This window comes from Streptomyces kunmingensis, assembly GCF_039533535.1.
Taxonomy (GTDB): domain Bacteria; phylum Actinomycetota; class Actinomycetes; order Streptomycetales; family Streptomycetaceae; genus Streptomyces; species Streptomyces kunmingensis.
On sequence record NZ_BAAATS010000017.1, the window covers coordinates 81,419 to 102,367 of the forward strand.

Consider the following 20,949-nt stretch of genomic DNA (forward strand, 5'->3'; position numbering starts at 1 on the left):
CCGGCCATACCCAGGTCATTCAACGGACCCGTCGAGGAGGAACCGTGTCGGAGGAGCTCACCCCGGAGAACCCGGAGGCCCCTGAGGGCGACGAGCCCATCAAGCAGCGCAAGAACGGCCTCTACCCGGGCGTGTCCGACGAGCTCGCCGAGAACATGAAGTCCGGCTGGGCCGACACCGAGCTGCACGACCTGCAGCCGATCGCGCAGGCCGCCGAGACGGCCGCCCGCCGCGCCGCCCTGTCCGCCCGCTTCCCCGGCGAGCGGCTCGTCGTGCCCGCGGGCAACCTCAAGACCCGCTCGAACGACACCGAGTACGCCTTCCGCGCCTCGGTCGAGTACGCGTACCTCACCGGCAACCAGACCGAGGACGGCGTCCTCGTCCTCGAGCCGGTCGCCGGCGGCCACCGGGCGACGATCTACCTCCTGCCGCGCTCGAACCGGGAGAACGGCGAGTTCTGGCTCGGCGGCGACGGCGAGCTGTGGGTGGGTCGCCGGCACTCCCTGGCCGAGGCCGAGAAGCTCCACGGCATCCCCGCCGCCGACGTGCGCGAGCTCGCCGACAAGCTGCGCGAGGCCACCGGCCCCGTACGCGTCGTACGTGGCTACGACGCCGGTATCGAAGAGGCGCTGACCGACAAGGTCACCGCCGAGCGCGACGACGAGCTGAAGACCTTCCTCTCCGAAGCGCGGATCGTGAAGGACGCGTTTGAGATCGGCGAGCTGCAGAAGGCCGTCGATTCGACGGTGCGCGGCTTCGAGGACGTCGTGAAGGTCCTCGACAAGGCCGAGGCGACGAGCGAGCGTTACATCGAGGGCACGTTCTTCCTGCGCGCACGCGTGGAGGGCAACGACATCGGCTACGGCTCCATCTGCGCCGCCGGTCCGCACGCCTGCACCCTGCACTGGGTCCGCAACGACGGCCCGGTCCGCTCCGGCGACCTGCTGCTGCTCGACGCCGGTGTGGAGACGCACACGTACTACACCGCCGATGTCACGCGCACGCTGCCGATCAACGGCACGTACAGCGAGATCCAGCGCAAGATCTACGACGCCGTGTACGCGTCCCAGGAGGCCGGTATCGCGGCCGTCAAGCCGGGTGGCAAGTACCGCGACTTCCACGACGCCTCGCAGCGCGTGCTCGCCGAGAAGCTCGTCGAGTGGGGTCTCGTCGAGGGGCCCGTCGAGCGCGTCCTGGAGCTGGGTCTGCAGCGCCGCTGGACCCTGCACGGGACCGGTCACATGCTCGGCATGGACGTCCACGACTGCGCGGTCGCGCGGACCGAGACGTACGTGGACGGCACGCTGGAGCCCGGTATGGTCCTCACCGTCGAGCCGGGTCTCTACTTCCAGGCCGACGACCTTACCGTGCCGGCGGAGTACCGCGGCATCGGTGTCCGCATCGAGGACGACATCCTCGTCACGGAGGACGGCAACCGGAACATGTCGGCGGGGCTGCCGCGGCAGGCCGACGAGGTCGAGGCCTGGATGGCACGTTTGAAGGGCTGACCCTCGGCATATAGACGCGATCGGGCGGGGTCGTGGACGCGGTCGGCGTTCACGGCCCCGCCCGATCGCGTTCTCAGACCGCCATGAGCGGAGTGTCCGTCCGCCACTTGAGCATCTTGTCGAAGCTGACCACCACACCGTCCCTGCCGGGCCTGTTGTCTACGTGCACGTGGTCGGCGAGTTCGTGGATGAGACAGAGGCCCCGGCCGTTCTCGGCGTCGTCGGATGCCTGGCGGAGAGGCGCACGGCCCCGGAGCGGGGGGAAGCCCGGACCGGAGTCGGCCACTTCGATGCGGCACATCTCGCCGTCCAGGTACGCGGTGACCCTGTACGCGTCCGACGTCTCGCTCTCGGCCGCGCCGCCCCCGTGCTCGACGGCGTTCGCACACGCCTCGCTGAGGGCGACCGACAGGTCGTAGGAGATGTCCGGGTCGACGCCCGCCGTCTCCATGGTGCCGACGAAGAGGCGCCTGGCGAGCGGCACGCTCGCAGCCTCGCGCCGCAGATGGAGGGACCACCAGATGCTCATGCTCCAGCCTCCTGGCCGCGGCTTGACATACCGATACGTATTGCCGCCAGAGGCCCTCTGCAATCGCTCAGTTGACGTGATACCGCCCATATGGCCGACGCGAGCGGGACACCCGGCGCGGTAGGGGAGATTCCGGACCTTGTGGACCTGCCGTATGGGACGGCAAAGGCCAGTGGGATGATGACCCCGCCATGTCTGCCCCCCGCCAGCGCAAGGCGCGCAGTGCGGCCGATCTCCGGCTGCTGAGGGCCGCGGTGTTCGCCGCGGTCTGCGTCGTGCTGTCCGCGGCGGGGCACGTCCTCGGTTCGACCGCCACCGTTCCGCTGTGGACGCTGTCGCTCGGCTTCCTCGCCGTCTTCTGTGTGGCCGTTCCGCTGGCCGGCCGCGAGCGGTCGCTGCCGGGCATCGCCGTCACGCTGGGGATCGGGCAGATCGGTCTGCACAGCCTCTTCGGGCTCGGGCAGCAGGCCTCGATGGCCACGGGCGCGGCGGAACCCTCCGTCGTGGAGCGGGCCGCGCACCTGATGTGCGGGGCGGGTGCCTCGGCGCTCAGCCCTGTGCAGGCGCAGCGGATCCTCGACCACGCGCGCGTCCCCGCGGACGCCGCGGGCGGGATGCACCACGACGTGGCGGTCGTGGCCGGCTCCTCGATGCCGTTGCTGCCGTCGCTGCCCATGCTCATCGGGCACTTGCTGGCCGCGGTCGGCGCCGGGTGGCTGCTGCGCCGCGGCGATCTCGCCGTGGGCCGGATCGTGCGGCTCTCGAAGCTGTCGGCGCAGGGAGTCGCGGAAGCCACGCTCGTACGTTCCCTGCGGGCCGCGCTGGGTCTCGTACGCGCTCTGCGGGCGGGCCTTCCCGGGGCGCCCGAGGCGCTTCTGTGCGCGCCCCGCGCCGGGCTCCGTGCCCTGCCCGCCCTGCGTACGGCGGAACTTCAGCACTCCGTGATCCGGCGCGGGCCACCGGCCGCTGCCGACACGTTCCTTCTCGCCGCCTGACACAGCTCCCGTAACTCCTGCGCGACCCGAGTGGTCCCTGTGGGTGAGGCGTGCTGTGCGGCACGCGCGCGTACCCGCGTTTTCCGCCGCTACTTAGTGCGGTGTTCCGCCGCTACCTGGTGCGGTGCTGCACCGCTACTTGGTGCGGTGCTGCGCGGACGCGCCCCTCACCCTTCGCTGGATCCCGCTGAACGTGGAGTTCTCTCTGTCATGAAGAAGATGTCCCGCGCCGCTCTCGTCGGTGCCGCCGCCGTCTCCTCCGTCGTCCTCGTCTCCGCTCCCGCCTTCGCGCACGTGAGCGTGCAGCCGGAGGGCGCCGCCGCCAAGGGCGGTTACGCCGTGGTCGACTTCAAGGTCCCGAACGAGCGCGACAACGCCGCGACCACCAAGCTCGAGGTCAGCTTCCCGACGGACCACCCGCTCGCCTCGGTGATGCCGCAGCCGATCCCGGGCTGGAAGGCCGAGGTCACCAAGTCGAAGCTCGACAAGCCGCTGGAGATGCACGGCGAGAAGATCACCGAGGCGGTCTCCAAGGTCACCTGGACCGCGACCGGTTCCGGCGCCGACAAGGGCGTCCAGCCCGGCTACTTCCAGAAGTTCCCGGTCTCCATCGGCGCCCTGCCGACCGACGCCGACGAACTCGTCTTCAAGGCCATCCAGACGTACGACAACAAGGAGGTCGTGCGCTGGATCGAGCCGCAGCAGAAGGGCGAGGAGGAGCCGGAGAACCCGGCGCCCACCCTCGCGCTGACGGCCGCGGCCGATGACGAGCACGGGGCGTCCGGCGCCTCCGACGACGACAAGGGCGACGACAAGGAGGCCACCGCGGCCTCCAGCACGTCGTCCGACAGCTCCGACAGCGACACCACCGCCCGCGTCCTCGGCATCGTCGGCATCGTCATCGGTGCCGCCGGTGTGGCGTTCGGCGTGCTGGCGGGCCGTCGGCGCACCACCAGCTGAACCACCCGCGGCGGTTGCCGAGGTCGCGGTGGGCGACCCCGGCAACCGCCGGCCCCCTCACATCTGGGACATTTTTCTATGCGCAAGACCATGAACAAGAAGTTGCTCGCCGCCGCCGGACTGGTCCTGGCGGCCACCCTCACCCTGTCGGCCTGCGGCAGCGGTGACGACAGCGGCAAGGCCGTCGCCGACGTGTCGACCGAGGCCGGTTCGCAGAAGGCCGCGACGGTCCTCGACAAGCCCTTCGAGAAGCCGGACCTGGTCCTGACCGACACCCACGGCAAGAAGTTCGACCTGCGTGAGCAGACCAAGGACAAGCCGACGCTGATCTACTTCGGCTACACGCACTGCCCGGACGTCTGCCCGCTGACGATGAGCAACATCGCCGTCGCCAAGAAGGCCCTGCCCAAGTCCGAGCAGGACAAGCTCCAGGTCGTCTTCGTCACCACCGACCCCGACCGTGACACTCCGGCCGTGCTCGGTAAGTGGCTCAAGGCGCAGGACTCCGACTTCATCGGCCTGACCGGCGACTTCGCCACCATCCAGGGCAGCGCCCGCACGCTCGGCATCTCCATCGAGCCGACGCAGAAGGACAAGAACGGCAAACTCGTGTCGATGCACGGCACGCAGGTCATGGCGTTCTCGCCGAAGACGAACGGCGGCTACGTCCTGTACGGCGAGGAAGCCACCGTCGACGACTACACCAAGGACCTCCCCAAGCTCATCCAGGGGGCCAAGCCGTGAAGCGCACCCCCTTGGCTCTGGGCGCCATAGTGCTGGCCTGCGGGCTCGGGCTCACCGCCTGTGGGTCTGACAGTTCTGATGGCACACCGGAAGTGAAGGTAGAGGGCGCGTTCATCCCCGAGCCCGCCTCCGGTGACATGGCGGCCGGGTTCTTCCTCGTCCACAACAGCGGCGGCGCCGACACCCTCTCTTCCGCCAGCAGTGACATCGCCGGGCAGGTCACCCTGCACACCACCGAGGGCGGCGCGATGAAGGAGCAGAAGTCCTTCGCCGTGCCCGCGGACGGCGAGCTGGACTTCGAACGGGGCGGCAACCACCTCATGTTCGAGAACCTGAAGCGGAAGCCGAAGGAGGGCGACAAGGTGTCGGTGAAGCTGCACTTCACGAAAACCGGCACCGTCACCGTCTCCTTCCCGGTGAAGGCCGCGACCTACAACCCGACGTCGCACGCGTCGCACGCTTCTCACTGAAGGGGCTGACCCGTACGTGAAGACCATCGCTCCCCGTTTCCGGCACCTGGTGCTGCTGTTCCTCGCCGTCACCGGCGCGCTCCTGGCCGGTGCCGCCCCCGCGTCCGCGCACGCCGCGCTGACCGGGAGCGATCCCCAGCAGGGAGCGGTGGTCCAGACGGCACCCGAGCAGGTGTCGCTGACCTTCTCCGAAGGCGTCGCCATGTCCAGTGGCGCGGTGCGCGTGCTCGACCCCGCGGGCAAGCGGGTCGACAACGGCAAGGTGGGCCACCCCGGCGGCACGACCTACACGGTCGGGCTCCACGCGGGCCTGCCGGACGGCACGTTCACCGTCGCCTACCAGGTCGTCTCCGCCGACAGCCATCCCGTCTCCGGCGCCTTCACCTTCTCCGTCGGCGCCCCCTCCAAGACCACCGCGGTCCTGACCGACCAGAACGCCGGCGGAGGGCTCGTCGGCGGCCTCTACGGCATCGCCCGCTACGTCTCGTACGCGGGCTTCACCCTGCTCGTGGGCGGCGCCGCGTTCGTCCTCGGCTGCTGGCCCCGCGGCGCCGCGATCAAGCCCGTACAGCGGGTCGTCGTCGGCGGCTGGACCGCGCTCACCACGGCCACCCTCGCCCTGCTGCTGATGCGCGGCTCGTACACCGGCTCGGGCAAGCTCGGCGACCTCTTCGACATGACGCTGCTCGGGCAGGTGCTGCAGACCAAGACCGGCGCGGCGCTCACGTCCCGTCTCCTGCTGCTCGCCGCGGCGGCCCTCTTCATCGCCGTGCTTTTCGGCGCCTACGTGAAGAGGACCGAGGACGGCGACGAGAAGGAGGTCAAGGACCTCACCTTCGGGCTCGCCATCGGCGGCGCCGTGGTCGCCGCCGGGCTCGGCGCGACCTGGGCCATGGCGGAGCACGCCTCCACCGGCATCCAGGCCGGTATCGCGATGCCCGTCGACGTGCTGCATCTTCTGGCCGTGGCCGCGTGGCTGGGCGGCCTGACGACGCTGCTCGTCGCGCTGTACCGGGCGCCCTCCATCGAGGGTTCGGCGGTACGCCGCTTCTCCCGGGTGGCGTTCTGCAGCGTCGTCGTGCTTGCCGCGACCGGGCTCTACCAGTCCTGGCGCCAGGTCGGCTCCTGGTCCGCGCTGACCGGGACGCGCTACGGGCAGCTGCTGCTCCTCAAGGTCGGGCTCATCGCCGTACTCCTCGGCATCGCGTGGTTCTCCCGCAGGTGGACGGGGCGGCTCTCCGAGCGGCTCTCTCCCGAGGCCGCCGCCACCGCCGTCGTGGAGCAGCGCACGTCCGAGACGAAGACGCCGGTCACGGTCGGCGCCAGTGCCAAGGAAAGCGGCCCGGAGGAGGACGGCTCCGAGGCGGCCGTTCCCGGCGCGGACGGCTCCGCCGGTGCCGACGGTGCCGACGGTGCCGACCCCGAGCGGGCCGCCCAGCTCGCCCGCCAGCGCGCCGCGGTCGCCACCGCCCGTGAGAAGCGCGTCCGCGACGCCGACCCGCACCGCTTCGGCCTGCGTCGCTCCGTGCTCGCCGAGGCGGGTGTCGCGGTCGTCCTGCTCGCCGTCACCACGGTGCTGACCTCGACCGAACCGGGCCGCACGGAGGAAGAGGCCAAGTCCGCCACCTCCGCCGCTCAGACCCAGTCCGGCCCGCTGTCCCTGAAGCTGCCGTTCGACACGGGCGCCGCGGACGGCAAGGGCACGGTCCTGCTCGACCTGGACCCCGGCCGCACCGGCAACAACGAAATGCACGTCTACGTAGAGCGGCCGAACGGCAAGGCCTTCGACGTCCCCGAGGTGAAGGTCGCCTTCACCCTGGAGGCGAAGAAACTCGGCCCCCTGCCCGTCGTGCCCGACCACATCGCCACGGGACACTGGAGCGCGAGCGGCGTCCAGGTCCCGGTGGCCGGCGAGTGGAAGATCGCGGTGACCGTGCGCACCTCCGACATCGACCAGGTCACGGTCACCAAGAACGCGAAGATCGGCTGAACCAGCATGGCTGACACCCAGAGCCGTACGGCACCGGAGACGGACTCCGCGACGCCCGGAGGCATCACCCGGCGCCGTCTGATCGGGACGGCGGGCGCCACCGGCGTCGCCCTCGGAGCCGTCGGCGCGGGCGCGGGATACGCGGTGGCCTCGTCCAACTCGCCCGAGCAGTCCACCGCGTTGGCGTCGCTCGGCGCCGACAAGGCGATGTTTCACGGGAAACATCAGCCCGGCATCACCACCCCGATGCAGGCCCGCGGCCATCTCGTCGCCTTCGATCTGGCCGCGGGGGCGGGCCGCAAGGAAGCCGCTGCCCTGCTGCGCCGCTGGTCGGCGACGGCCGAGCGGCTGATGGCGGGCGAGGCACCGACGTCCGAGGACACCGACGTCGCCCGGGACGCGGGCCCGTCCTCCCTGACGGTCACCTTCGGCTTCGGCCACAGCTTCTTCTCTCGTACGGGCCTGACGAAGCAGCGCCCTGCCGCTCTCGACCCGCTGCCGGACTTCTTCTCCGACCACCTCGACAAGGCGCGCAGCAATGGCGACCTGTGGGTCCAGATCGGCGCCAATGACTCCCTGGTCGCCTTTCACGCGTTGCGCGCGCTCCAGAAGGACGCGGGCGGGGCGGCGAAGGTGCGCTGGCAGATGAACGGCTTCAACCGCTCGCCCGGGGCCACAGCCCAGCCGATGACGGCCCGCAATCTGATGGGCCAGATCGACGGCACCAACAATCCCAAGCCCGCGGAGTCCGACTTCGACAAGCGGATCTTCGTGCCGGCTTCGGGCTCCCCCGCCTGGATGGCGAACGGCTCGTACGTCGTCGTACGCCGGATCCGGATGCTCCTCGACGACTGGGAGAAGCAGTCGAAGGCGGCGCAGGAGGACGTCATAGGCCGCAAGAAGTCGACCGGCGCGCCGCTGACCGGCGGTGACGAGACGACCGAGCCGGACCTGGAGAAGACGGACGCGAACGGCGACCTCGTCGTCCCGATCAACGCGCACGCCCGCATCAGCCGCCCCGACCAGAACGGCGGCGCCGCGATGCTGCGCCGTCCGTTCTCCTTCCACGACGGTTTCGACGCGGACGGCACCCCGGACGCCGGCCTGCTGTTCGTCTGCTGGCAGGCGGACCCGCTGCGCGGCTTCGTGCCCGTCCAGCGCAAGCTCGATCGCGGGGACGCCCTGTCGCAGTTCATCCGGCACGAGGCGAGCGGCCTGTTCGCGGTGCCGGGCGGGGCGCAGAAGGGCGGATACGTGGGCCAGGAGCTGCTGGAGGGCTGAGCGGACGCATCCGGGAGCCGGGCCGCACAGGGCCCATTAGGGTGACCTCATGCCAGCCAGCTACGCGTATCTCGGCCCCGAGGGCACCTTCACCGAAGTCGCCCTGCGCACGCTCCCCGAGGCGGCCACCCGGGAACTCGTTCCCATGCTGTCCGTGCCGGCGGCGCTCGATGCCGTCCGCGGTGGCGAGGCCGAGGCCGCGTTCGTGCCGATCGAGAACTCCGTCGAGGGTGGCATCACCACGACCCTCGACGAGCTGGTCGCCGGCCGGCCGCTGATGATCTACCGCGAGGTGCTGCTCGACATCACCTTCGCGCTGCTCGTGCGACCCGGCACGAAGCTCAGCGACATCAAGACGGTCACCGCGCACCCGGCCGCCCAGCCGCAGGTGCGCAACTGGATGAAGGCCCACCTTCCCGACGTGACCTGGGAGTCCTCGGCGTCGAACGCGGACGGTGCGCGCCTGGTGCAGGAGGGGCGCTACGACGCCGCGTTCGCCGGGGAGTTCGCGGCCGCTCGCTACGGGCTCGAGCCGCTGGTCACCGAGATCCACGACGCGGAGAACGCGCAGACCCGGTTCGTCCTGGTCGGCCGGCCCGCCCGGCCCGCGGCCCCGACGGGTGCGGACAAGACCTCGGTGGTGATCTGGCAGCGCGAGGACCACCCCGGCGCGCTCATGGAGCTGCTCCAGCAGTTCGCGATCCGCGGGGTCAACCTGATGCTGTTGCAGTCCCGGCCCACCGGTAAGGGCATCGGTGACTACTGCTTCGCGATCGACGCGGAGGGCCATATCTCGGACCGCCGGGTGGCGGAGGCGCTGATGGGCCTGAAGCGGGCGTGCCCGGAGGTGCGCTACCTCGGCTCGTATCCGAGGGCCGGTGTCGCCGTCGAGGACGTACGGCCGCCGCGGACGGGGACGTCGGACGGCGAGTTCGTGACGGCGTCCGACTGGCTGGCGCGCTGCCAGGACGGCCGGTTCTAGCCCGCTTCCCGTGTCCCTCCCGCATCCGGGGTTGTCCACCGTCGCAGCCGACTCCCGGCTGCCTCCGGACCCGGTCCGACCAGCGGATTTTCTTCATCCACAAGAGTTATCCACAGGGCGGGATACCGACCTGGGGACAAGTCGACAGGAAGCCGTGACATGGTCGACAAATCGCCCTACAGCCGTCAAGTGCGTCCACAGCCCCACACGTCACCCCTCGTCCATCCTTTTCCCTTGATCAACTCTTTGGAGTGAAGCATTTCCACCCGAAAGTGAGCATGGGGCCGGTTTGGATCGGGAATCGTTCGCGATACATGCGGCTTTCGCAACGTTCCCTTCCCGTGTCCACAACCGTTTCTCACAGCCTGTGGATAACCCTCCGGAATCTCGGTCTCCTGTGGACAACGGGCCGTCAAGTCCCGCCCGGCACAAGGGAGTCGAGTCAAGCCGTCTCGCCCCACCTGGCCCTTTCGGGAAAAGGTGACGTTCTTATTGACGTGCACCACAAGGGCTCGTCCTGATCTTTTTCGGCCAGGTTCCGCCTCAAATTCACATTCCGGCAATTAGGGCATAAAGCCACGCAACGGATATCGGGTCGAGAGCCGGAACCCCGCACCGGTAGCCTGGAGGGGTGATTGACCTTCGCCTGCTCCGTGAGGACCCCGACCGTGTTCGCGCCTCCCAGCGCGCCCGTGGAGAGGACGTCGCGCTCGTCGACTCCGTCCTGTCCGCCGATGAGCGGCGCAGGTCGTCCGGGCTGCGCTTCGACGAACTCCGCTCCGAGCAGAAGTCGCTCGGCAAGCTGATGGGCAAGGCCACGCCCGAGGAGCGCACCGAACTGCTCCAGAAGGCCGAGGGCCTCAAGGCGCGCGTGAAGGCGGCCGAGTCCGAGCAGCGCGAGGCGGAGGAGGAGACCCAGCGTCTCGCCCTCCAGCTGGGCAACATCGTGCACCCCGACGTCCCGCGCGGCGGCGAGGAGGACTTCGTCGTCCTGGAGACGCACGGCACGATCCGCGACTTCGGCGCCGAGGGCTTCGAGCCCAAGGACCACCTGGAGCTCGGCGAGGCGCTCGGCGCCATCGACGTCGAGCGCGGCGCGAAGGTCTCCGGCTCGCGCTTCTACTACCTGACGGGCATCGGCGCGCTCCTGGAGCTCGCGCTGGTGAACGCGGCGATCGCGCAGGCCACCGAGGCCGGCTTCACGCCGATGCTGACCCCGGCCCTGGTGCGCCCCCGCGCCATGGAAGGCACGGGCTTCCTCGGCCAGGCCGCGGAGAACGTGTACCACCTGGAGAAGGACGACTACTACCTGGTCGGCACCTCCGAGGTCGCCCTCGCCGGCTACCACATGGACGAGATCCTCGACGCGGGCCAGCTGCCCATGCGCTACGCCGGCTTCTCGCCCTGCTTCCGGCGCGAGGCGGGCACGTACGGCAAGGACACCCGCGGCATCTTCCGCGTGCACCAGTTCGACAAGGTCGAGATGTTCTCCTACGTCGCCCCCGAGGACGCGGAGAACGAGCACCAGCGCCTCCTGGAGTGGGAGAAGCAGTGGCTGACCGGCCTCGAGCTGCCCTTCCAGGTGATCGACGTGGCGACGGGCGACCTCGGCTCGTCGGCCTCGCGCAAGTTCGACTGCGAGGCGTGGATCCCGACGCAGGGCAAGTACCGCGAGCTGACGTCGGCGTCGAACTGTGACGGCTTCCAGGCGCGCCGCCTGTCGATCCGGATGCGGGACGGCAAGAAGGTCCAGCCGCTCGCGACCCTGAACGGGACGCTGTGCGCGGTGCCCCGCACGATCGTCGCCCTCCTGGAGAACCACCAGCAGGCCGACGGCTCGGTGCGCGTGCCCGAGATGCTGCGGCCCTACCTCGGGGGACGCACCACTCTTGACCCCAAGTAACCGCAGCCTGGAGCCGAACACCAAGTGAGCCACCCCGCTCCCCCCGCCCCCGCCTTCCCGTACAAGCTCGTCGCGACCGACCTCGACGGAACGCTTCTGCGCCCCGACGACACGGTCTCGGAGCGGACGCGTGAGGCGCTCACCGCGGTCACCGCGGCGGGCGCCGCGCACATCATCGTGACCGGCAGGGCCGTGCCCTGGACCCGCCACATCCTCGACGACCTCGGCTACGACGGTCTCGCGGTGTGCGGCCAGGGCGCGCAGGTCTACCACGCGGGGGAGCACCGTCTCCTCACGTCGGTGACGCTCGACCGGCAGCTCGCCGGGCTCGCGCTGTCCAAGATCGAGGCGGAGATCGGTCCGCTGGCGCTGGCCGCGAGCCGTGACGGGCTCGACGGCGAGGTCATCGTCGGCCCCGGCTACCGCGAGGGGGGCGGCGACCTGCCCGCCACTCCGTTCACGGACGTCGCGGAACTGTGGGCGGCCCCGCTGAACAAGGTGTACATCCAGCATCCCGGCCTGAGCGACGACCAGCTGGCGGAGGTCGCGCGTACCGTCGCCGGCGATCTGGTGGGCGTCACGATGGCGGGGGAGGGCATCGTCGAGCTGCTCCCGCTCGGTCTCTCCAAGGCCACGGGGCTCTCCCTCGCGGCCCGCCGTCTGGGCGTGAAGTCCTCCGACACGATCGCCTTCGGCGATATGCCCAACGACATTCCGATGTTCGCCTGGGCGGCTCACGGCGTCGCGATGGCCAACGCCCACGAGGGCCTGAAGGCCGTGGCGGACGAGATCACGACATCGAACGAGGACGACGGCATCGCCGTGGTGCTCGAGCGCCTGCTGGGCTGAGCCGGGGTCCGTCGCCCCGAGCGGGATCTTGCGGCGCCGTGGTGCGGCGCGGGTGACTTGCGGAGGATGCGCGGATCGAACGCGCGCGGGGCGTCAACCCCGACGACGGCTTAGCAAGCCGCTGCCTTACCACTCGGCCAATCCTCCGGGTGGGCGGCCCGCGTGCCGCTGAGGACACGCGCTCGAAGCGGCCGCCCCGGGCAACACCCCTGGGCGGGGCTCGACGGAGTGCAATGACTACTCCGGAGCCTGCCTCGGGCTGCCCTGCAGGGAGCTCGACGGACTACTGACAGACATCGCCGCGCTCCTCTCCCAGTGGACGGGCGCCGGTGGTCGACCGGCGCGGTGTTACGCCAACTACTGTGCCGTGGCGTCGTTTTCGGCGCCACCGAATTACCCGGGGGTGCTCACCGGCGCCGCGGTGAGCACCCGGGCCGGCCCGCGCCGAGGGTGTCGCCGCGGGCCGCAGGGGATCCCTACTCCTCCCCCGCCAGCTTCAGGGACCGCAACCGCTGCCCCGCGTACCAGGTCGCCAGCACGGTCACGGCCACCAGCAGCACCGTCGCCAGCGGCAGTCCCACGTCCGAGGTGATGAGGTCGCCACCGGCCACCTTGTGGGCGACCGCGAGGGACCACTGCTGGACGCTGAGAGTGCGGGCCCCGGCTACCAGGGAGCCGAAGAGCGCCTCCCACACGAGGGCGTAGACCAGGCCGAAGACGACCGCGTGCCGGGTCACCGTGCCGAGCAGCAGGAAGATCGCCGCGTACGCGATGGAGGCGACGAGGGCCGCGATCGTGTAGGCGACGGCGATCTGCTGCCCGTTCCCGTTCAGGATCAGGCCCGCGATCAGCGTCGGGACGGCCGAGAACACCATGGTCACGGCGATTGCCACGATGAGCTTCGTGAAGATGATCGTGGGGCGCTTGACCGGCTTGGACAGGAGATAGACCACGGACCCGTCGTCGATCTCGGGGCCGATGGCGCCGGTGCCCGCGATGACGCCGATGAGCGGCACCATCGTGGCGAGCGCGAAGCCGCCCAGGACGTCGGACGCGGTCTGGTCGTCGGCTCCGGTGAGTCCGCGCACCAGCGCGGAGATCACGACGAGCAGTACGGGCAGCGCGAAGAGGATGAGAGCCCGGCGGCGGCCGAGCAGGGCCCGGTAGGTGAGCCGGGCGACAGTGGGGTCGTACATCAGGGCCTCCTACGCCGCGACGAGATACGAGAAGACGGACTCGAGGGACTCGTCGGACGGCGAGACCGTGAGCAGACGGATGCCCTGCGCCCGTGCGACCTTCGGCAGCAGCGTCGTGAACCGCCCGAAGTCGACGGCCTGGATGCGCAGGGCGCCTTCCTTCAGGTCGACCTCGATGCCCGCGGTCGACGGGTCCGCGATCAGCGCGGCGGCCAGTGCCCGGTCGTCGCTGGAGCGGACCAGGTAGCGGTGCGGGCGGTCGGTCATCAGCCGTCGGATCTTGCGGAAGTCGCCGCTGGCCGCGTGCCGTCCGGCGACGATCACCTCGATGTGCGAGGCCAGTTGCTCGACCTCTTCGAGAATGTGCGAGGAGAAGAGCACGGTGCGCCCCTCGGCACCCATGCGCCGCAGCAGGTCCATGAGCTGCATGCGCTGACGCGGGTCCATGCCGTTGAACGGCTCGTCCAGGAGCAGCACGGACGGCTCGTGGACGAGCGCGGACGCCATCTTCACGCGCTGCCGCATGCCCTTGGAGTACGTGGAGATCTTGCGGTCCTGCGCGTACTCCATCTCGACCGTGGCGAGCGCCTTCTGAGCCTCCTTCTTGCCGAGGCCCTGCAGTTCGGCGTTGGCCACGACGAATTCCTGGCCCGTGAGGAAGTCGTACATCGCCTCGCGCTCGGGGACGATCCCGATGTGGCGGTAGATCTGTTCGTTGCGCCAGATCGGCTGCCCGTCGAGCGTCACCGTCCCGTTCGACGGGGCCAGGAAGCCGCCCATCATGTTGATGAGGGTGGACTTTCCCGCGCCGTTCGGACCGAGCAGGCCGGTCACGCCGGGGCCGATCGTCATCGTGACGTCGTTGACGGCCACGACGTTGCCGAACCAGCGCGAGACGTGGTCGATGTTGATGGCGGTCACATTCCGACCTTCCGGTAGCGGCGCATCAGCAGCCCGTAGGAGCCGGCGATGAGCCCGAGTACGACGAGCAGGTAGACCACGCCCTGGCCGCCGGAGGGGCCGTCGGCGCCGGGGAAGGCGGAGGTGGCACCCAGGAAGGCGGTCTGTACGCCGTCGATGAGCGTGATCGGCGAGAACAGGCCCAGCCAGGACACCGCCATCCCGTTGTCCTGCGTGTCCGCGATCGCCTGGACCGTGGAGACCGCTCCGTAGGAGATGGTCAGGACGGCGATCACGGCGGCGATACCGAAGCCGCGGCGCGGAGTGACGGCGGAGACGACGAGCCCGATCCCGGCGAAGAGCAGCGACAACAGCGCCACGGAAACCAGTCCTTGGGCGAATCCCTTGGTCTGCTCGGTGAAGTCCAGCTTGGCGAGCAGAGAGCCTACGTAGAGGACGAGCAGCGGAGCGGCCGTGAGGATGAAGAGGGCCGACGCCATGGCGGCGTACTTCGCGACTACGTAGTCCACACGCTCGATGGGGCGCGAGAAGTACAGCGGCACCGACTTGAAGCGCAGGTCGCGGGAGACGGCCTGGGGCGCCTGCGACGCCACGTAGAGGCCGATCACCGCCTGGAGGACGACCGCGTAGCGCGTGTAGTCGAGGGGCAGGTCCTTCGCCTTCGTGGCGACGGCCACCGCGACCATGATCAGCGCGGGGACGCACATCACGACGAAGAGCAGCATCGGCAGCACCTTGGACTTGGCCGAGCGGCCGAGTCCGTACGCTCCGCGCAGGCTCTGCGAGAACAGCGAGCGGCGGGCGTACGCACGGCCCAGGCGGGGGCCGTCGTAGTGGCGGTAGCCGATGTTGTGGATCTGGGTGGACGCACGGTCCGTGGCCATGGGCTCAGTGGTCATCGCGCGACCCTCCCGTCTGCTGAGCGGCGGTGGCCGCCCAGGCCGCGGCGCGCTCGGAGGTCTGCTTCTGCTGCGGCTCGTCCTGCTTGTCGGCGGGGTGGAAGACCTCCGCGATGTGGTGCCTGCGCTGCTCCATGCGGATCAGACCGAGGCCGAGGTCCGCGACGACGTCGCGCACGATGTCGTACGTCTCTTCGCCCTGCGCGGTGAGGAGCACGGTGTGGCCCGCGCCGGGCAGCTCGCCACCGGTGGTCGTCTCGATGCCGCGCGCGGCAAACGCCTCGCGCAACGCGGTGGTCCCGTCGGGGTGTTCGTCGCTGTCGGTGACCTCGATGGCGAGGGTCGCCGTGTTCTGCGTGAAGTCGGTGGTGGAGCTGGAGCGCAGCAGCTTGCCGCCGTCGATGACGACGACGTGGTCACAGGTGCGCTCGAGCTCGCCGAGCAGGTGCGAGGTGACCAGGACCGAGATGCCGAAGTCCGTGTGGACGCGGCGGATGAGGTCGAGCATGTCGTCGCGGCCGACCGGGTCCAGGCCGTTCGTCGGCTCGTCCAGGAAGACCAACTGCGGGTCGTGGACGAGCGCCTGGGCGAGCTTCACGCGCTGCTTCATGCCCGTCGAGTAGCCGCCGATGGGGCGGTAACGCTCCTCGTACAGGCCGACGTGGCGCAGCGTGTCGGCGGTGCGCTCGCGGGCGGCGGTGGGCGGCAGCCCCGACATGCGCGCCATGTGCACGACGAACTCGGTGGCCGAGACGTCGGGGGGCAGGCAGTCGTGCTCGGGCATGTACCCCACGCGCTCGCGGATCTCACCGCCCTTGGTCGCGACGTCGAGACCGAGCACTTCGGCACGGCCCTCCGAGGCGGGGGACAGACCCAGCAGGATCTTGATCATGGTGGACTTGCCGGCTCCATTGGCTCCGACGAGTCCGGTCACCCCGGGCCCGATATCCATGGTCAGCCGGTCAAGCGCGGTCACCCGGGGGAACCGCTTGCTCAGGCTTTCGGTCGCGATCACAGTCACGGTTCGACCGTAGTGTCGCGGGCCGCACGAAATCGTCAGACCACAGGGTCGACCTCTTATGAGACCTGAGTATTACGGGTCCCTAGGGGTCCTCCCTGAGTAGCCTTCCGCGCTCCGGCCCCTCACCCGACGCGGTGGTGACTCTGTACACATCGCGGACGTTTTCCACAGTCTGCCGCAGGCCCCTTGACGTCGCCGCCAGGCATTGTCACATTCATCAGTGTCAAGTTACGAGCGCGTACGGCGACGGTCCGGTCCCGGGCGGCCGGGACACGGACGGACGGTGGCATGACCTCAGCAGTGGTACGGGAACTCTCCGCGGAGCTACGGGGGTTCAGAGCGGTCCAGAGGCTCGCGTACGAGTGCGCGGAAGCGGTGGCGGCTCAGCTGAAGCCCGGCGTGACGGAGCGGGAAGCGGCGCGGATGCAGCGGGACTGGCTGCGCGAGCGCGGGGTGCGGGACTGGTTCCATCTGCCCTTCGCCTGGTTCGGGGACCGCACGGCGTTCGCGAACTTCCGGATCCCGCTGCAGTTCTTCCCCACGAACCGCGAGCTCGAGCCCGGCATGCCGTTCATCCTCGACATGGCCCCCATCCACCACGGTTTCCCGGCGGACATCGGGTACTCCGGCTGTCTCGGCCTCAATCCCATGCACGACAGGCTCCTCGCGGATCTGGAGGCGCACCGCGAGCTGCTCCTGCGGGAGGTGCGCGAGCGCCGCCCCCTGCGCGAGATCTATGAGGACGTCGACCGGCTGATGGTCCGCCAGGGCTATGCGAACCGGCATCGCGCGTACCCCTTCGGCGTCATCGCGCACAAGGTCGACCGGGTCAGGGAACGGCGGATGAATCCCACGCTCTTCGGCTTCGGCACCCAGTCGCTGAAGGGCCTCGCGAGCGACGCGCTGCACGGGCACCGGGACGGCTGGTCGCCGCTGTGGTCGCCGTACCGGTTCTCCGACCATCCCCCGCGGCCCGGCCTGTGGGCGGTGGAGCCGCACCTGGGATTCCGCGGCACGGGCGCCAAGTTCGAGGAGCTCCTCGTGGTGACCGACTCCAAGGACCCCGAAGAGAGCGCTTTTTGGCTGGACGACGATCTGCCGCACGTGCGGCGCTGGGCGGAGGGCATCTGATGACGGACCTCACGAAGATTCACGGCGCGCACGAGCGCTGGGTGCGTACGGGCGGGGTCGAGCTGTGCGTGGTCGAACTGGGCGACACGACGCGACCGACCGTCGTCCTCGTCCATGGCTACCCGGACTCCAAGGAGGTCTGGTCCGAGGTGGCCACACGCCTCGCGGACCGCTTCCATGTCGTGCTCTACGACGTTCGCGGGCACGGCCGCTCCACGGCGCCGTCTCCCCTGCGCGGCGGTTTCACCCTGGAGAAGCTGACCGACGACTTCGTGGCGGTCATCGACGCCGTGAGTCCGGACCGGCCCGTGCACGTGGTGGGGCACGACTGGGGTTCGGTGCAGTCGTGGGAGTTCGTCACGGTCAGTCGCACGGAGGGCCGCATCGCGTCCTTCACCTCGATGTCGGGGCCTTCGCTCGACCACTTCGGGCACTGGATCAAGCAGCGCATGAAGCGGCCCACACCCCGCAAGGTGGGCCAGTTGCTCGGGCAGGGTGCCAAGTCCTGGTACGTGTACATGCTGCACACCCCGGTCCTCCCGGAGCTGGCCTGGCGCGGGCCGCTCGGCAAGCGCTGGCCGAAGATCCTGGAGCGCGTGGAGAGGATCCCGGCCGGCGACTACCCGACGGCTTCGCTCCCCTCGGACGCGGCACACGGCGCATGGCTGTACCGGGACAACGTGCGGGCGAGACTGCGCCGGCCGCGCGAGGACGCGTACGCGCACGCGCCCGTGCAGCTCATCACGCCCCTCGGGGACGCGTTCCTCTCTCCCCGGCTCTACGACCGGCTCGAGCAGTGGGCGCCGCAGCTGACGCGCCGGTCGCTGCCCGCCAAGCACTGGGTTCCGCGCACCCGGCCCGATCAGCTCACCGCCTGGATCGGCGAGTTCGTCACGGCCCACGAGGAGCGGGAAGCGGGTGTACCGGCCCTCCGCAAGGCGGCCGACGGAAAGTACGCCGACCGGTTCGGCGGCCAGCTCGTCCTGGTCACCGGCGCGGGCAGCGGGATCGGCCGGGCCACCGCTTTCGCGTTCGCCGAGGCCGGCGCGCGCGTGATCGCCGTCGACCGGGACGCCGAGAGCGCCCGACGCACCGCCGAGATGGCGCGGCTCATCGGGGCCCCCGAGACCTGGGCCGAGACCGTGGACGTCTCGGACGAGCAGGCCATGGAGAAGCTCGCCGACAGGGTCGCCGCCGAGTACGGCGTACTCGATGTGCTGGTGAACAACGCGGGAGTGGGTCTGTCCGGCTCGTTCTTCGACACGACACCGGAGGACTGGAGAAGGGTCCTCGACGTGAACCTGTGGGGTGTGATCCACGGTTGCCGCCTGTTCGGCAGGCAGATGGCCGAGCGCGGCCAGGGCGGCCACATCGTCAACACCGCGTCCGCGGCGGCGTACCAGCCCTCGAAGGTGCTCCCCGCCTACTCCACCTCCAAGGCCGCCGTCCTCATGCTCAGTGAGTGCCTGCGCGCCGAGCTGGCCGGACAGGGCATCGGGGTCTCCGCGATCTGCCCCGGCCTGGTCAACACGAACATCACCGCGACAGCCCGCTTCGCCGGGGTCGACGCCGACGAGGAGAAGCGGCGCCAGAAGAAGTCCTCCCGCCTGTACGGCCTGCGCAACTATCCGCCGGAGAAGGTCGCCGACGCGATCCTGGGCGCCGTCGCGCACAACAAGGCGGTCGTTCCGGTCACCCCGGAGGCTCGCGCGGCGCGTCTCATGTCCCGTTTCACGCCCAAAGCCCTGCGGGCGGTCGCGCGGATGGAGCCGCCGTTGTGAGCCCGCCGACGGCAGCCGGGTCCAGCCGTACCCCGCCGCCTGCGCCGGTCGTACCATCCCTCACAAGAGGTTCGCTCGACCGGTGCCGTCGAAGATCTGACGGTCCGGCCTGCGGCCGGGGTCAAGGCCGAGGGGCGTGAGGTGTGACGGAGCAGCAGTCGGTCACCGAGTACCGGATCGAGGACCTGGCCCATCACAGCGGCGCCACGGTCCGCACGATCCGCGCCTATCAGGATCGTGGGCTCCTGCCGCGGCCCGAGCGCCGTGGCCGGGCCAATGTGTACACGGCCGCGCATCTGTCCCGGTTGCGCCAGATCGCCGACCTCCTCGACCGCGGCTACACCCTGGCCTCCATCAAGGAGCTCCTGGAGGCCTGGGACGCGGGCCGTGGCCTGGGCGGTGTGCTCGGCCTGGTCGCCGAGGTGGACGGGCCGTGGACGGACGAGCGGGCGGGCCGCATCTCCCGGGCGGAGCTGGACGAGCGGTTCGGCGGCCACCCCGACGAGGCTGCCGTGCAGGACGCGCTCGAGCTCGGCGTGCTCGAACCGGTACCGGGACGGGACGACGAGTTCCTCATCCCGAGCCCTCAAGAGCTCGCTGTAGCTGTGGAGTTGCACGCTGCGGGTGTGCCGCTGTCCGCGATCTCCGGTCACCTGCGGGAGTTGAGGGGGCAGGTGGAGCATATTGCGGCGCGGTTCCTGGAGTTCACGACCGAGCATGTGTTCGCCCGCTACCTCGGCTCGTACCCGCCGACCGACATGGAAGCCGCCGAAGCCGCCTCGCTCGTACGACGCCTGCGTCCCCTCGCTCAGCAGTCGGTCGACGCCGAACTGGCGCGCGCGATGCGCCTGTTCGCCAACAAGCACCTGCACCGCCACCTCGCGGACGGTCCGGCGGCCACGGCGTCGGAGGAGCCGCAATTCGTCGCCATACCGGCAGACACAATGCGCGCAGTGCGAGAACTGGTTGGTGCTGAGAACGTCTCGGCCTTCGTGGCTACGGCTGCCGAACGCGAGGTACAAGCCCGAGCATTGGACGCGTTGACTACAAAAGCCGCAAATAATCGTCAAATTGGGCAAGTGCCGCAAGGTGGACGTTAGTTGTCCACAGAATTCTCAAATTGCCTGTGGATAAACCGAGTTGGCTGTGGATCAAACATGCGAGTGCGATCTCCCGGATGAAATGTGGGTGCACCGCGGGCGGCTCCCCGGGCACCCTGACGCCATGAATGAGCAACGCACCGTCAAGGTGTCGAAGTACCTCTCGAAGCATCTGCGACATCAACCGGACCGCATCGGGCTGACGCTCGACGAGGCCGGCTGGGTGGAGATCGACGACCTGCTCGCCGCGGCCGCCGCGCACGGCTTCCGGGTGAGCCGGGCCGAGCTGGACCAGGCGGTCGCGGAGAACGACAAGCGGCGCTTCGCCGTCGACGGGACCCGTATCCGCGCCAACCAGGGCCACACGGTCGGCGTCGACCTGGGCCTGGCGCCGGAGCAGCCACCGCCGTACCTGTACCACGGCACCGTGGCCCGTTTCCTCGACGCGATCCGCACCGAAGGACTGCGGCCCATGAACCGGCACGACGTGCACCTGTCCGCGGACCGCGAGACCGCCACCCGGGTCGGGGCCCGACGCAGCCGGGCCCTCGTGCTGTCGGTCGACGCGGGGGCGATGCACCGCGACGGTCATACGTTTTACGTGAGTGCCAACGGTGTCTGGCTCACCGCCACCGTCCCCCCGCGTTATCTGCGCTTGCCTGGCTGAGGTGCGGGGCCGGGGTCTCCCT

General features: G+C 69.9%; 19 protein-coding genes and 1 tRNA gene. 14 read left to right on the forward strand and 6 right to left on the reverse strand.

All coding sequences use genetic code 11. The annotated features are described in order from the left end of the window. Positions 1 to 44 precede the first annotated feature (44 nt). Entirely contained in the window at positions 45 to 1,508 is a 1,464-nt protein-coding gene (locus ABD366_RS19800) for an aminopeptidase P family protein (RefSeq protein ID WP_324774807.1), read from the forward strand. A gap of 73 nt (positions 1,509 to 1,581) precedes the next feature. Here ABD366_RS19800 and ABD366_RS19805 read toward each other — a convergent pair whose 3' ends face one another. Continuing rightward, positions 1,582 to 2,037, reverse strand: a complete 456-nt coding sequence (locus tag ABD366_RS19805) for an ATP-binding protein (protein WP_324774805.1) — start codon at positions 2,035 to 2,037, stop codon at positions 1,582 to 1,584. Positions 2,038 to 2,228: 191 nt separating this feature from the next. Here ABD366_RS19805 and ABD366_RS19810 point away from each other — a divergent pair, with 191 nt between their 5' ends. The 9 genes from ABD366_RS19810 (at position 2,229) to ABD366_RS19850 (ending at position 12,211) form a co-directional block, all read left to right on the forward strand. Next, positions 2,229 to 3,032 carry a hypothetical protein gene (locus ABD366_RS19810; protein WP_324774803.1) on the forward strand — a complete coding sequence of 268 codons (804 nt, stop codon included), beginning with the start codon at positions 2,229 to 2,231 and terminating at the stop codon, positions 3,030 to 3,032. A 210-nt stretch (positions 3,033 to 3,242) separates the two neighbouring features. Then, positions 3,243 to 3,992 carry a YcnI family copper-binding membrane protein gene (locus ABD366_RS19815; protein WP_324774800.1) on the forward strand — a complete coding sequence of 250 codons (750 nt, stop codon included), beginning with the start codon at positions 3,243 to 3,245 and terminating at the stop codon, positions 3,990 to 3,992. Between the two features lie 90 nt (positions 3,993 to 4,082). Continuing rightward, the gene (locus ABD366_RS19820) at positions 4,083 to 4,736 is read left to right on the forward strand and encodes an SCO family protein (protein WP_324774798.1); all 654 of its coding nucleotides are present in this window, start codon (positions 4,083 to 4,085) and stop codon (positions 4,734 to 4,736) included. A 92-nt stretch (positions 4,737 to 4,828) separates the two neighbouring features. After that, positions 4,829 to 5,206: a copper chaperone PCu(A)C gene (locus ABD366_RS19825; RefSeq protein WP_411293863.1), complete on the forward strand. Its 378-nt coding sequence runs from the start codon at positions 4,829 to 4,831 to the stop codon at positions 5,204 to 5,206. A 16-nt stretch (positions 5,207 to 5,222) separates the two neighbouring features. Next, positions 5,223 to 7,196 (forward strand): copper resistance CopC/CopD family protein, encoded by a 1,974-nt coding sequence (locus tag ABD366_RS19830; RefSeq protein WP_324774794.1) that lies wholly within the window; start codon positions 5,223 to 5,225, stop codon positions 7,194 to 7,196. 6 nt (positions 7,197 to 7,202) lie between these two features. Continuing rightward, positions 7,203 to 8,477 (forward strand): iron uptake transporter deferrochelatase/peroxidase subunit, encoded by a 1,275-nt coding sequence (gene efeB, locus ABD366_RS19835; protein ID WP_324774792.1) that lies wholly within the window; start codon positions 7,203 to 7,205, stop codon positions 8,475 to 8,477. A gap of 49 nt (positions 8,478 to 8,526) precedes the next feature. Continuing rightward, positions 8,527 to 9,459 (forward strand): prephenate dehydratase, encoded by a 933-nt coding sequence (pheA, locus tag ABD366_RS19840; RefSeq protein WP_324774790.1) that lies wholly within the window; start codon positions 8,527 to 8,529, stop codon positions 9,457 to 9,459. A 631-nt stretch (positions 9,460 to 10,090) separates the two neighbouring features. Next, the gene (serS, locus tag ABD366_RS19845) at positions 10,091 to 11,362 is read left to right on the forward strand and encodes a serine--tRNA ligase (RefSeq protein ID WP_324774788.1); all 1,272 of its coding nucleotides are present in this window, start codon (positions 10,091 to 10,093) and stop codon (positions 11,360 to 11,362) included. A gap of 24 nt (positions 11,363 to 11,386) precedes the next feature. Then, positions 11,387 to 12,211, forward strand: a complete 825-nt coding sequence (locus ABD366_RS19850; RefSeq protein ID WP_324774786.1) for an HAD family hydrolase — start codon at positions 11,387 to 11,389, stop codon at positions 12,209 to 12,211. Between the two features lie 60 nt (positions 12,212 to 12,271). Here ABD366_RS19850 and ABD366_RS19855 read toward each other — a convergent pair. From ABD366_RS19855 to ABD366_RS19875, 5 genes are all read right to left on the reverse strand, one after another. Continuing rightward, positions 12,272 to 12,358 (reverse strand) — tRNA-Ser (locus tag ABD366_RS19855). A gap of 329 nt (positions 12,359 to 12,687) precedes the next feature. Then, positions 12,688 to 13,407 (reverse strand): ABC transporter permease, encoded by a 720-nt coding sequence (locus tag ABD366_RS19860; RefSeq protein ID WP_324774784.1) that lies wholly within the window; start codon positions 13,405 to 13,407, stop codon positions 12,688 to 12,690. Positions 13,408 to 13,416: 9 nt separating this feature from the next. Further along, entirely contained in the window at positions 13,417 to 14,328 is a 912-nt protein-coding gene (locus ABD366_RS19865) for an ABC transporter ATP-binding protein (RefSeq protein WP_324774782.1), read from the reverse strand. Then, positions 14,325 to 15,227: an ABC transporter permease gene (locus ABD366_RS19870; RefSeq protein ID WP_324774780.1), complete on the reverse strand. Its 903-nt coding sequence runs from the start codon at positions 15,225 to 15,227 to the stop codon at positions 14,325 to 14,327. The genes ABD366_RS19865 and ABD366_RS19870 overlap by 4 nt, the downstream gene beginning before the upstream one ends. After that, complete coding sequence (locus ABD366_RS19875) at positions 15,217 to 16,242, reverse strand: ABC transporter ATP-binding protein (RefSeq protein ID WP_324774849.1); 1,026 nt, start codon at positions 16,240 to 16,242, stop codon at positions 15,217 to 15,219. Before ABD366_RS19875 ends, ABD366_RS19870 begins: the two co-directional genes overlap by 11 nt. A 294-nt stretch (positions 16,243 to 16,536) precedes the next feature. Here ABD366_RS19875 and ABD366_RS19880 point away from each other — a divergent pair, with 294 nt between their 5' ends. From ABD366_RS19880 to ABD366_RS19895, 4 genes are all read left to right on the forward strand, one after another. Beyond that, positions 16,537 to 17,379 (forward strand): M24 family metallopeptidase, encoded by an 843-nt coding sequence (locus ABD366_RS19880; RefSeq protein ID WP_324774778.1) that lies wholly within the window; start codon positions 16,537 to 16,539, stop codon positions 17,377 to 17,379. Beyond that, positions 17,379 to 19,160 carry an SDR family oxidoreductase gene (locus ABD366_RS19885; RefSeq protein ID WP_324774776.1) on the forward strand — a complete coding sequence of 594 codons (1,782 nt, stop codon included), beginning with the start codon at positions 17,379 to 17,381 and terminating at the stop codon, positions 19,158 to 19,160. Before ABD366_RS19880 ends, ABD366_RS19885 begins: the two co-directional genes overlap by 1 nt. A gap of 143 nt (positions 19,161 to 19,303) precedes the next feature. Next, a complete protein-coding gene (locus ABD366_RS19890) occupies positions 19,304 to 20,260 on the forward strand; it encodes a MerR family transcriptional regulator (RefSeq protein ID WP_324774774.1) in 957 nt (318 codons plus the stop codon). 124 nt (positions 20,261 to 20,384) lie between these two features. Then, positions 20,385 to 20,927, forward strand: coding sequence for an RNA 2'-phosphotransferase (locus ABD366_RS19895; RefSeq protein WP_324774772.1), 543 nt, complete (start codon positions 20,385 to 20,387; stop codon positions 20,925 to 20,927). Positions 20,928 to 20,949 lie beyond the last annotated feature (22 nt).